We start from the raw sequence: 11,785 nt of genomic DNA on the forward strand, positions 1-11,785 counted from the left end.
ATTCATCTGTGCGATATTTCCAGTACAAGCCCTATGATATATGAAATCGCTTTGTAATGTCCATGCTCTTAACTTTTTCTGTTGCAGTTTATATTTCGTTGTGCTATATTTCAATCTGTAATATTACAACTTGAAATATAAAGGAGAAATAACCATGTCAAATCCATTAATCATACGCTTCCTCAAGCAGCCTGCTACCATCATTGGAATTATAACTGCACTGTTGTTCCAAGTTTTTTTCAGCTTAATTTGGATTACAGGGTACGATCATGTAACGGATCGGGTAGATCAGTTGCCCATTGCTATTGTTAATGAGGATGGTACAAATGCCCAGCCTATAGTCGATGGGATTGCAGGATCACTTCAGTTCGTAACCAGACAGGATCTCCAACTAGAAAATGCAAAAGAAGCACTTGAGCATAGAGAAATCCGCATGATTATCAATATTCCCCAAGGGTTCACTGGACAGATCAGTAATCCATCTGCAAAGACTGAACTCCACTACTTCTTAAATGAATCTAATCCGCAGATGGTCAGCAATGTCATGCAGACGGTAGCACTTAAAGTCACGGCTGCAATGAACACTCAAAGCAGTAATTCAGCACTAAGCCACACCTTGGATGCTATGAATCTGCCGCAGGCACAAGCGGAGATCATCAAAAGTGCTGCAAGCAGCCGCATTTCCGCCAACGTCGAAATCATTAACCCTACAACTAATTTTGCACAAACTATGGTTCCCTTAATGATCGTTACCGCCTCATTTACCGGTGCTATGTTACTCGCGATGAATCTCCATAAAGCTTCCTCCAACTTGTCTGGACAATTTAGTAAATGGAATCGCTTTGCAGCCCGATTTGTCATAATGGGTGGAACGGCTGTGCTTATCTCACTAGTGGGAACTATCATGGTTAACTCACTCGGTATCCACTCTAATCGTGGCTTTCTGCTTATGTGGCTGTTCGAGTTCACGGTAATTCTCTCCTGTATGATCCTTGCTCAGTTTAGTCTGCTGCTCCTCGGGGATGCTGGCGGCTGGCTAAATATTGCCCTTCTCTCCATGCAAATGTTAGCGTCCGGAGCAACTATTCCACGCGATGTGCTTTCACCTTTTTATAACTGGATCGGTCCCTTTTCGCCCGCTTACTATGCAGTTAATGGTATGCTCGACCTGGTTATCGGGGGTAACGGGGTATGGAAAGATATGTTCTATTTACTCTGTATTGGGGCAACAATTGCTGTATTAAGCGTACTTGTCACTTTCCTTCGTAAAGAAACTCGGATCTCACGAGAACAAGAGCCCGTGTCAGTAAATGCGTAATTATACAGTTTGCCACTCCGGCTATGCCATTTCAAATTGAGAGCGATATGCAGTTGTGATATGGTAGGAAGTGAAAGAAAGGAGCGGCAATGATTTATGAACATACAAGATGTTATTCTGGGGATTTTAAGCGAAAAACCTCATTCTGGTTACGAGATAAAACGACATTTCGAGGAATACTTCTCATTTTTCTTCGATGCCAGCTATGGCACGATCTATCCTACCCTAAGCAAGATGGAAAAGCTGAATCTGATCACTAAAGAATCTGTGCGACAGGAAGGCAAACCCGACAAAAATGTATTCACCATTACCTCTGCCGGCTTGGATCAGTTCCACGCTTATCTACAATCACCAGCCGAAAAAGATGTTCTGCGTTCTGACTTTTTTATGCACCTGTATTTTGGGGAAAAGACGGACAAAGAGAACATAGATAATCTGCTTCGGCAAGCATTGATAGAAAAGCAGGCAATGTACGACGATCTGGAACAGAAGTTGAACCAGCTAGATTACAAGTTATCTTCCTACCAGAAGTTGTGCATGGAGCTAGGCCTCGTACAATATGATGCTTTTATCAAAAAAATCCAAAGTGTGCTAGAGTCTAAATAAAACCCGCTTTCGAAAGTACACCATAAAAAAAAGAACCGGTATTACAGGCACATCTTGTGCTTGTAATACCGGTTCTTTTTTTTGGAATCATATGTGGTATATGGATTATGCTCTATCAAAGCTTGCAATAAGTTCATCAAGAACATCTTTGCTTACCATTTTACCTTTGAAATTGATCAGGTTTTCTGAGCTTCCGGAGAAGATACAAGTTGGCTCATATTTTCTAAGGATAATCTTTTCAGCGTCTACAAAAATTTCGAGCGGGTCTTTTATGTCGATTCCCATTGTTCTACGCAGTTCAATAGGAATTACGATACGTCCCAATTCATCCACTTTTCTTACTATGCCTGTTGCTTTCATCATCGTACATCCTCCCTTGAAGTCACATTTATAATCATTCTTGCTAAAAGCTATGTACGCTTCTATATGATAGTAATGATTACGCTACTACCTAATTCTAAAGTTCTATTCATTTCCTGTCAATTATTTTTCTACATTATATGATATTATTCGACAAAATTTCGACAATGTATGATATCTGTTGAGCACCAAGATATGAAGCCGTGTCAGAACACAAAAAAATAGGGGCTTCTCTGGAATGTCAAAATCCACCCAGAATGTAACCCTACTTGATGACAATTCTACCCTAAAATACCTTCGTTAATCTATTTGTAAATCTTGTCACTCCGCTTATCCGCAATCACAAGTAGGAAATTGTCGAAAACTAGCAAGAACGCTACTCCGTCATTTACCCAGATGTTTAGTAAGTCAAACTTAAATAGGATCTATCATTGGAATAATAATTTCGCTATGAGTAGTGTGTGTATCGAATCCTCATGTAAATACAAGGCTGATGATATCACTGTAGTGTAAATACGATGAATCCGGAAGTCGACTAACGAGGGGCTAGCAAAGAAGTTATTAATGGAGGGTATTCTAAGTGTTTGATGATTTTTGTCCCCCATTAAGAGAGTAAATAAACTATAGAATTATAAAGTTCTCCGATAAAGGTTTCATCAATCTGTTTAATATTGATAATACGTTCCTGGCATAAGCCATTTACAGCAAAAGTTGCTTGAAAGTAACCGTTTAATGGTTCAATGTCTATTTCAATATCCGTTTCTATTTTATCCGAAATATCATAGCCATATAAGACATATATCGCGATATCGTAAGATTTCTTATTCAGAATTAAGGAAAAATAGGAAGATGTCTGCGCTGAGTTTGTCTCAGGAACATAGTCTATTCCGTATAAAACTCCGATAGGGTGATTCGATGCAAAATAACTGTTATAGTTATTATTTTTAAATTGCCCTTTTAACCAGAGAATAACTTCAAAGTCAGTGTCAGCAGGGATGTAAATAGAAACCATTGGCTCTTCGATCAGCAACGGGGTGCTGTTAAGTGTGTAAATGTTGTGTATTTTGAATAAGCTATGCCATAACTTAATGTTAGTACACTGATTGTTAACTATCTTGTTCATATCTTTTCCTTGGTAATTGTCAATAAACACTACATTTTTATTGTATTTCGAAGCAATCCACTGTAATTCAACATAAGCATCAGGGTAAAGATCTCTGCTGATCACAACGAGAGTCTCAATATTTTCATTGTAAGCCAATAGGGCTGCATCAACAGCATCATAAGCCGACTCAGCGGGAACGACAATTTCACCGTGTATGTTAACGCAAAGATTCCGATTGTCCAATTTGCATTTTCCGTTCACATAGCATACTAATATATCACTTATCCAATCAGGGTCAGCATAGCAAATAAACAAGTGTTTATCGTCCCTATAGTTATTTGCCATTTTCGACAACATGAGTTTTATTTGCTGCAAGTTAGTTAGGTGAGATTTACCAATGAGTTCACATACTTTGGCTGTAATCATGGGCGCGGCAAAGCTGTTCGAGTTGCTGCACTCTTTACCATTCAAATGATGTCTAGCAAAAGCCGTAAATTCTATACCGTCGATGATATTATCATTGAGATAAAACTCCCCTTCGTGCAGCGTGTTGCTTACCTCTCTCTTAACGCCTATAACGTTTGAAAAAGAAGCTGGATATGTAATATAATCATGATTACTTGCGGCACTTACAATAACTAAGCCTTGACCAGCAACCTTGTTTATAACTCTCTGCGTTTCTAATAAATCCGCTGAGCAATGGCTTCCCAAGCTGATATTTACAACTTGGATATCATTTTGAACGCACCATTCTAGTGCACTATACAACTTCTGGATATTTCCCCTTAAGGTATCAGACAATATCTTCAAGCTATACATATAGATTTCCGGATAATAGTGCTTAATTATGCCTGCGCAGATGGTGCCGTGAGTTATTCTTTCGGGACTGTCTATTGTATAAGCGTCTATTGTGAAATCTTCATTGAAGATCAACTGTTGAACAACCGGTTCACCTAGCAAATATTCGTTGATACCATCATCAATCACGGCAATTTTCACTTTAGCTTCGATGTTCATCATCTCCTTTTACAGATCGACAAAAATAAAACCGCCTCATTGGTCACAAATCCATTGACCCAGGCGGTAGTCATGATTAAAAAAGTGATTAATCATTTAATAAACAGGTTCTTTTTCCGCAGCATCGAATCCAGACTAGCTTGTAGCACACTATTTAAATACATGCTATCTTCTTCACCATTATTGGAGTTGTCAATAAATAACCCGAATTGTGATAGGCTAGAGCTGCTACTTAATTTACTCAACGAGTCTAACTGCTCCGCCTTTCTTTTTTTTTCTGCCTCTACTTCTTTATTAATCTTCTCCCGCTCGGCAGGTGTTAAATAATCACCAATCACCCAAAAAGTAGCTGTTCCATCCGGATGTATAATGACGCCACTGGCATCACCGGGTTTATCATTAGCGCTGGAAGCAAAATGATCCTGAATAATTGCTTCTACCCTTTTTTGCATTTGTGGATCTGTTGCCGACTGATTCAGTATATTTGGAGCAATGGTTACATTCCCTTTGCCAACACTACCAGAGTATACACTTTTCACTGCTTCATTGTTCTTTGGTATGGCTTGAACGTTGATTTTAATGTCGAATTTTTTTTCCAATTCCGTCAAAACCGCTTCCGAACTCGATGTCGATAGCGCGTCTTGAAATGAAATCTCTGAACTCTTATTTTTCTGGATTACCATTGCAGCCCCCGCACGATTCAGGCTACTGAGTGAAGCTACATTCAACAACTTAAACCAACTCCCTTATTCTTTTTTCCTGTAGAATGCGGCAAACTGTATTATTAATTCGATCTAGGCTGTTGAAGCATCCATTTAATATATCGGTTTCCGGAATTTGTATTTTTAGTTTTTCCTCAATATGTACAAATAGAACCAACAAATCCCGTGGTGAGAACTGCATCGCCTCGCCCAATAAATCTTCATAGAAGTAGTTTTCATTAAGCTTGATCTTGTCCATTCCCATTACGTCGAATAATATTTCGTTTATCTGTTCACGCACTTGATCCAGATCCATAAATATCACCCTTCTTTTATACGATTTGCATATTTTCCTGTAACAATAGAGCTTCACAGCATTCTGCTAATTTCAAAGTGTCTGTCCCATTTAACGAATTAAACAGAGGAACCTTTGACTCTAGCGATATTTGTGCAATTTTTTCATCAACCAACTTAGAATCAACCGTAAAAAACTTCAATTCTTTATCCTGTTTGCTTCTGCCCGTATCAAATTTATGATTTGACATATTAAAACAATCAATATCAAAACCTAATTTATGCTTTGTTGACACACATATCTTATCCAGAAACTCTCCATTAAAATCATCATAGGTCAAGTTCATAATACCGACATCCGGATGGATTGCACTAGCCGCCTCGAATGCAGTAATACCAAATCTATTGGTAAACAGATTATTATATACCATTGTCCCGCCTGGAATTCCGATAATCATTACATCAGGTCGTTCGTTCAATTCAATATATTTACAGAAGTGATTAAAAAGAAATATTTTATCTATCTCCGCTTCTTTATGATTAAACATAAAATCAGGAAAAGAATGAAATCCCATAATCTCACAATAAGATTTTGTCCCAATTTGACTTACTTTGTACCCTTCTTTCAAGAAATAATCCCTTAGGCTAAGCTGAACATCAAATTTATTGGATTTTTCCATAAGACTCGCCACGCAGATTATCGGAACATTAATATCCAGCAGTATTTTCTCAACGAGTTCTACTTTCGTTCTGTCAATGTCAATTCCAAAAAAACTTGTGAGTTCCACATTATTTTTCAGGCATACCTTCTTTACCATTTCAACTTCATGATCAGCACATCTGTTAAGCAGAACAATATCTTTCCCCATCTCTGCGGCTTTGATAATTGTCGGGAACACCACTTTTTCAAAACTGCATTCAAATTCACAAATCATTAACACATCAAATTCATCATCTGAAAAAGAATCTTTAACTTTTATACCCACATCCTCACCATAATAGCTGTACGCTGCATCTTTTTCATTCAGTCCAAAACCTAAAGGTGCCATTAATGAAACAAGCTCATAGTTGCCCAGTAAATTGGAGAATCTGACGACCGGACCGAAATCTGCATGATATGGATAAACAATTGCTCTTTTTTTCACCATTGTCTCCCCCATTACACTTTTTCTTTATCAAAGTCGTAGCCTAACTCTCTTAGTACGCAATAATCTTTAAACAAACTCTCAGTGTTTTCTTTAACTTTATTGCAGATACTTAATTTTTTGGCAGCAGAAAACTCACTGATATCATCGGCGGCCATTGCACAAGAAGTGCAATATCTAAAGGCCCAGCACTCTTTGCATTCTTTCTCCGTTATTGTTCCAATGTTTAGTATGTTCCGGATATTATCCAATTCAAAGCCTGTATCTATATGCCCAATCCTCATTACACTAGATGCTTCACTAACTCTTTCACAGGGATACAGAGCACCGTCAGCATTCACAAACAATCGTTGTACTCCTGGAACACACGGTCCGGAATGATGGTCTTTTTTTACATCATAGAAAGAGATTCTAAGCCTGTTATGGACATTCTCCTGGATTTGATCAAAGCTTTCCATCACCAGCTTGGATACATCATTTTTCTTAAGCCTATCAAATTTATAAAGAAATAATTTGAAAACTTCGTAATTATACATCTTGATAAAACTGTCATTGATTAAGGACTCACTTTTTTTGTAGCTATTTGCTATATCACTTGCCATAACAGCAAAGTCTTTTACGGTCTCATAGTTTGAAAAAAAGTTTGTGGAACAGCTAAAATCTGAATTTGGATCAATTACTGCATTGAACATCACTTTATCAACATAGTCTGGTGTTTTGTTTTTGATATTTTCAATATTATCCATAATAGTCTGAAAACTGCCTTTATTATTTACCGCAAAAACTCGGTTTCTATCATGCGCGACTTCATCGCCGTCCAGGCTGATCGTTAAATTAAAATCATTAGAAGATAAGAACTCTAAGGTTTCGTCGGTAATTAAAGTTGCGTTTGTAGTAAGGTTAAACGTTAGTTCTTTGCCCGCACTTTGTTCTCTGGCATAAGCAACACAAGCTTTTATTAAGTCCATTTCCAGTAAGGGCTCTCCTCCATAAAATCCAATATTAATAATTGGAGAATCTACGGAGTGCTCAATCAAAAACTTAATTGCTTTCAAAGCAACCTCTTTTTTCATTCTCTTATTGGTATGTACTCTGTGTAAGTAGCTCCCTGAATACGCGCAATAGCTGCATCTTAAATTACAGTTTTGCGTGACCTGCAAAGTTATCGAGCCAACGCTTCTGCTTAAATTGTGCTGCAAAGAGTCGCTCATGGGATGAATCATCTCAAAATCCTGTTTCTCCGCCAAAAAACCGGAATCAAATAAGTTTTGAATCTCCGGTTCCACTTGTTCAAAGTTTGAATTTCTATAGTTCAACAAAGCCTGATAAGATCTTTCATTTAATTTAAGAAATGTATTTGCATTCGCATCGAACATATATTTTCCCGTTACCGTTTCAAATAAATGAAATACTGGCACCTGAACTCCCCCCACTCTAAAAGTGAAGCAGGACAGCTTTTTTAATAAAGCCATTTAGCCATCCTGCTCTTAGCTATACTTAAGATTGCACTTACTACCCGATTCCAATAGCAGTCATCTTCATGGAGTTACCAGTATAGGTTACTTGTTTCATGGCTGCTTTGTTTGATCCGCTGGCATTGCATGTACATGCATAACAAGGACATGCACTGCAAGCTGCATATGCCTCCAACGTTTCATAATTTGCATTTGTTCTTTTTACAAGTTGTTTCATATGCCTATTCCTCCTTTCAAATCGTATTTATCTAAATATCAATATTTGATATTTAAATCACTCGAAGGGTAAACCCATTAAACGAATTGATGCTGTTGTGTGATGAGCCGATACCTTTCATTTGTATAAGACAACTTCTCATGAAGTCCAATAGCGGAGACCTGGCCTTTTTCTAAAAAGATTACTCTATCCACATGCTTCAGAATTTCCGGCCTATGACTGACTATAATCACTGTATTGTTACTGAGTGCTGTATCTAATAGATGGTTGATGGCTTGTTCAGAGTGAAGATCAAGGTTGGAGGTCGCTTCATCAAAAATCACCATAGGCCTGCTTTTTACTAATGCTCTGGCTATCGCGATTTTTTGTTTTTGTCCACCGGACAACTTGTTCCCATTAGAACCTACGACATAATCCTCAAACCGGCTTGTATCCTTCTCTAATAACTGGGTAGCCTCAATAGCCTGTCTATACTGCTCCTCATGGTTTTCACTGTAAAGTTTTATGTTATTTTCGATGGTTGTGTCAAAAAGATATATCTCTTGACTAACAGTCGAAATTAATTCCCGATATTCATTCAAATTAATAGCCTTAATATCCACTCCGTCAAATAAAATTTTTCCTGCAAGTGGTTCGTAAAACCTCTGGATTAAATTTAGGATTGTAGACTTCCCCGAACCATTCATTCCTACAATGGCCACTTTCTCATGGCTGCCAATCGTGAAATTCACATTTGACAAGATCAGTTCAGTATCATAAGCAAAGCTTACATTTTCAAACTGAATGCTCCCAAAAGGGTTGAGTCGCTTCATACCAATGTTGGCGGATTCTACATCACAAGCTTCGATTTCTTCCTCGAGCAATGAATAATACCTTCGGGCAGAAGGCATTATTCCCGACAATAAGTATCCAATATTCAACATCGATGAGATAGGAGTGGTCACATAAGCGCTATAGGTAATAAATGCAAATATACTTCCTACCGAAAGCTTTGAATCTAATATCATCGTCGATCCAGAAGCATATATTAGAAGAACTAGTCCTCCAATTAGAAATCTCTCCACAGTAATCCGCCAATTATCCAATAAACTGATTCCCATATGGGAGGTTATTACTTGATTCTGCTTGTCTGCAAATTCTTTTTCTTTGAAAATGAATAAATTAAAAAGCCTTGTTTCCTTCACACCATTCAAACTATCCTCAAACCAATGCGAATATTCTCCATCCTTCGTGATGTATTTTTCCGCAAGAGACTTTCTTTTTTTAGCAAACGATTTCAAAATTAAATATTCTATAGGAATTAAAATAAGCACAATAAGTGTAAGTTCCCAACTTATGATAAAAAGTCCAATAACTCCTCCTACCAAACTAAAACACTGACTAACAATAAAAAGCATGCTACCATCCGTTATTTGCGAAATATTCGATATATCGGTGCTAACGCGATTTAAAATTTCACTGCAGTTTTTATCAGTGAAATATTTCACTTTCACTTTCATAAGTCGATCAAATGCAGCTTTATGCAAGGAGTAGATAATATTTGAAGCTATTTTTATTCTTCGTTTTTCTTTGAGCAAATCTAAAAAGCTACTGAACATAGACAAAAGAAAGATGTAGATTGCCGTTAAAATAATGGTTCTAACATCTGATTTCATAAATCCTTCATCAATAATAATTTTGTTGAACATCGGCAAAATGGAACTAATCAAAGTAGAAAATATTAAGAGCAGAAAAATAATACATAAATTCTTTTTATGCGCTTTAAATAATCCGATAAGTTTTTCAAGGGTATCCTTATCATTCATAGAATATATCCTCTTCTACTTTCAAGCTTCGGTTTGACATTGATAACGCTATCAATATATCATATAAAAGAATATTTGGGGTAATTTGGTAGCTAATGGTTGGAATAGGAGGCTGAATGACGTTTCGTGTCAGGTTTTGGTATCTCTGAAGATTAACAAATTTAATTATGGGGGGGATGGCTTTGTTACGCATAGCCGTATGCGATGACGAGAAAAAGGAACACGATTTGCTAAAGGAATATCTCCCAAGACTTATGAAAAGCACGGCTTACTCTTTCGAGACTCAATATTTTACCTCCGGTGAGGAATTGCTTCACTATTATAATCAACAGAGTAGTTATCCTTTTCATATACTTCTAATGGATATTGAACTGAGAGGATTAAATGGAATCGAGGTTGCAAAAAAAATCCGTGCACTTCCGGATCGGGAGGTTCAAATTATATTCTTGACAAACTATCCGCAGTACGTAATGAGCAGCTTTGATGTGCAACCCTACCATTATTTGATTAAACCAGTAAACTATGAGTGTTTTGAGGCAAAGATAATAAAGCTATGTAGCTATATCATTTCTTCTGTAAATAGGTTTCTAATGATTAAAACTGAAGATGGACATATGGTGATCAAAAATTCTGACATTATTGCGATTGTTAAAATCAAACATTCCTTGGCTAAAAACCGACTAAAGATCATTACCTCTACGCAGCATTACATAATTCCAGGTACAATTTCAGAATATATAAGTAAACTAAACCGTCCATTTATGCTTATTCATCGTTCCGTTATTGTTAATCTGGAACATGTCCATAAGTTTACAGCTACTTCCGTAGTCATGCACAATCAAGAGCAGTTTCCTATTGGCCGTACTCAGGCAAAAGAGGTTAAAGAAGCCTACGCCTATTATATGATTGCACAATTCAAAGAACGAGGATGACTCTTTATCTATCAATGGTCATCATGATGTTGCTTATTCTGCTAATCAGAGAAACCATCCTTTTATTCGGTAAAATTAATGAAAACACCAAACTGACTAAAGAAAATCTGCAATTACATAAACAGATGGATTATCAACACATCAGCTATGAAAAAACCACACATTCCCTTACAAGCATCAAACAAGTTATCCATGATACGAACAAGCATTTGGTATATGTCCGGAATTGTATTCAGAACAATGAGATTCAGGAATCTATCCATCATATCAATTCAATGCTCGGTCAAATTCATCAGCCTTCTCTCAAACTATCAACAGGTAATTTGGTAATTGATTCTTTAATTGGCAACGCGCTAAATATTGCTTGTGAACACAAAATTGCTATTAAGTATGATATTCATATACACGCCGAAGCTATTGATATTGATCGGTTTGACTTATGTACCGTGATCGGGAATGTGCTGGATAATGCTCTAAACGCCGCTGCAAGAGTTCCAAAAAAAGAAGATAGATTTATTCAGCTGCTAATTTTCACTACCGATACTTCATTGTTTATCCAAGTCACCAACTCACGGAACAATTCTAGCACTATAGTGCAGCATAATTTTAAAGAGAATCCCGCTTTTCACGGATTCGGCTTAACAAATATTCAAAGTGTCACCGAAAAATACGGAGGTCATCTAGTTACTAATGCTCAAAATAATGAATTCGAAACAATCATTGTACTACCTTTTCTAAACATACTTTCAGCAGCTAAGCCAAACCTGACCGAATTAGAAAGGCAGTGAAAAAAACTATTTCCCTAGCAAG

Annotated in this window: 12 protein-coding genes; 4 read left to right on the top strand and 8 right to left on the bottom strand. The window is 37.1% G+C overall.

The window, feature by feature from the left end:
* Positions 1 to 154 precede the first annotated feature (154 nt).
* Entirely contained in the window at positions 155 to 1,318 is a 1,164-nt protein-coding gene (locus MHH49_RS00930; protein WP_051491309.1) for a YhgE/Pip domain-containing protein, read from the top strand.
* A gap of 96 nt (positions 1,319 to 1,414) precedes the next feature.
* Positions 1,415 to 1,924: a PadR family transcriptional regulator gene (locus MHH49_RS00935; RefSeq protein WP_036684013.1), complete on the top strand. Its 510-nt coding sequence runs from the start codon at positions 1,415 to 1,417 to the stop codon at positions 1,922 to 1,924.
* 105 nt (positions 1,925 to 2,029) lie between these two features.
* On the opposite strand, the gene MHH49_RS00940 is transcribed toward MHH49_RS00935, so the two are convergent.
* The 8 genes from MHH49_RS00940 to MHH49_RS00975 form a co-directional block, all read right to left on the bottom strand.
* The gene (locus tag MHH49_RS00940) at positions 2,030 to 2,287 is read right to left on the bottom strand and encodes an AbrB/MazE/SpoVT family DNA-binding domain-containing protein (RefSeq protein ID WP_036684015.1); all 258 of its coding nucleotides are present in this window, start codon (positions 2,285 to 2,287) and stop codon (positions 2,030 to 2,032) included.
* A gap of 601 nt (positions 2,288 to 2,888) precedes the next feature.
* Positions 2,889 to 4,406, bottom strand: a complete 1,518-nt coding sequence (locus tag MHH49_RS00945) for a S8 family serine peptidase (RefSeq protein WP_036684017.1) — start codon at positions 4,404 to 4,406, stop codon at positions 2,889 to 2,891.
* A 92-nt stretch (positions 4,407 to 4,498) separates the two neighbouring features.
* Positions 4,499 to 5,137 (bottom strand): DUF6033 family protein, encoded by a 639-nt coding sequence (locus MHH49_RS00950; protein ID WP_076144397.1) that lies wholly within the window; start codon positions 5,135 to 5,137, stop codon positions 4,499 to 4,501.
* 1 nt (position 5,138) lies between these two features.
* Positions 5,139 to 5,423: a hypothetical protein gene (locus tag MHH49_RS00955; protein ID WP_036684022.1), complete on the bottom strand. Its 285-nt coding sequence runs from the start codon at positions 5,421 to 5,423 to the stop codon at positions 5,139 to 5,141.
* A gap of 16 nt (positions 5,424 to 5,439) precedes the next feature.
* Positions 5,440 to 6,549 (bottom strand): TIGR04066 family peptide maturation system protein, encoded by a 1,110-nt coding sequence (locus MHH49_RS00960; protein ID WP_036684025.1) that lies wholly within the window; start codon positions 6,547 to 6,549, stop codon positions 5,440 to 5,442.
* Positions 6,550 to 6,560: 11 nt separating this feature from the next.
* The gene (ccpM, locus tag MHH49_RS00965) at positions 6,561 to 8,018 is read right to left on the bottom strand and encodes a Cys-rich peptide radical SAM maturase CcpM (protein WP_218640641.1); all 1,458 of its coding nucleotides are present in this window, start codon (positions 8,016 to 8,018) and stop codon (positions 6,561 to 6,563) included.
* A 40-nt stretch (positions 8,019 to 8,058) separates the two neighbouring features.
* Positions 8,059 to 8,238, bottom strand: a complete 180-nt coding sequence (locus MHH49_RS00970) for a CLI_3235 family bacteriocin precursor (RefSeq protein ID WP_036684027.1) — start codon at positions 8,236 to 8,238, stop codon at positions 8,059 to 8,061.
* A 77-nt stretch (positions 8,239 to 8,315) separates the two neighbouring features.
* Positions 8,316 to 10,043, bottom strand: a complete 1,728-nt coding sequence (locus tag MHH49_RS00975) for an ABC transporter ATP-binding protein (RefSeq protein ID WP_036684028.1) — start codon at positions 10,041 to 10,043, stop codon at positions 8,316 to 8,318.
* A 182-nt stretch (positions 10,044 to 10,225) separates the two neighbouring features.
* On the opposite strand from MHH49_RS00975, the gene MHH49_RS00980 reads away from it, so the two are divergent.
* On the top strand, positions 10,226 to 10,975 hold the full coding sequence (locus MHH49_RS00980) for a LytR/AlgR family response regulator transcription factor (RefSeq protein ID WP_036684030.1): 750 nt from the start codon (positions 10,226 to 10,228) through the stop codon (positions 10,973 to 10,975).
* Positions 10,972 to 11,763, top strand: a complete 792-nt coding sequence (locus MHH49_RS00985) for a sensor histidine kinase (protein ID WP_080742445.1) — start codon at positions 10,972 to 10,974, stop codon at positions 11,761 to 11,763. The genes MHH49_RS00980 and MHH49_RS00985 overlap by 4 nt, the downstream gene beginning before the upstream one ends.
* Positions 11,764 to 11,785: the final 22 nt, after the last annotated feature.

It is taken from the genome of Paenibacillus sp. FSL F4-0122 (assembly GCF_038002845.1).
In the GTDB taxonomy this organism is placed as follows: domain Bacteria; phylum Bacillota; class Bacilli; order Paenibacillales; family Paenibacillaceae; genus Paenibacillus_AQ; species Paenibacillus_AQ odorifer.

Coding starts and splice junctions, on each gene's coding strand:
- MHH49_RS00930 (WP_051491309.1), top strand. CDS start 155: ATGTCAAATCCATTAATCATACGCTTCCTCAAGCAGCCTGCTACCATC.
- MHH49_RS00935 (WP_036684013.1), top strand. CDS start 1,415: ATGAACATACAAGATGTTATTCTGGGGATTTTAAGCGAAAAACCTCAT.
- MHH49_RS00940 (WP_036684015.1), bottom strand. CDS start 2,287: ATGATGAAAGCAACAGGCATAGTAAGAAAAGTGGATGAATTGGGACGT.
- MHH49_RS00945 (WP_036684017.1), bottom strand. CDS start 4,406: ATGAACATCGAAGCTAAAGTGAAAATTGCCGTGATTGATGATGGTATC.
- MHH49_RS00955 (WP_036684022.1), bottom strand. CDS start 5,423: ATGGATCTGGATCAAGTGCGTGAACAGATAAACGAAATATTATTCGAC.
- MHH49_RS00960 (WP_036684025.1), bottom strand. CDS start 6,549: ATGGTGAAAAAAAGAGCAATTGTTTATCCATATCATGCAGATTTCGGT.
- ccpM (WP_218640641.1), bottom strand. CDS start 8,018: ATGGCTTTATTAAAAAAGCTGTCCTGCTTCACTTTTAGAGTGGGGGGA.
- MHH49_RS00970 (WP_036684027.1), bottom strand. CDS start 8,238: ATGAAACAACTTGTAAAAAGAACAAATGCAAATTATGAAACGTTGGAG.
- MHH49_RS00975 (WP_036684028.1), bottom strand. CDS start 10,043: ATGAATGATAAGGATACCCTTGAAAAACTTATCGGATTATTTAAAGCG.
- MHH49_RS00985 (WP_080742445.1), top strand. CDS start 10,972: ATGACTCTTTATCTATCAATGGTCATCATGATGTTGCTTATTCTGCTA.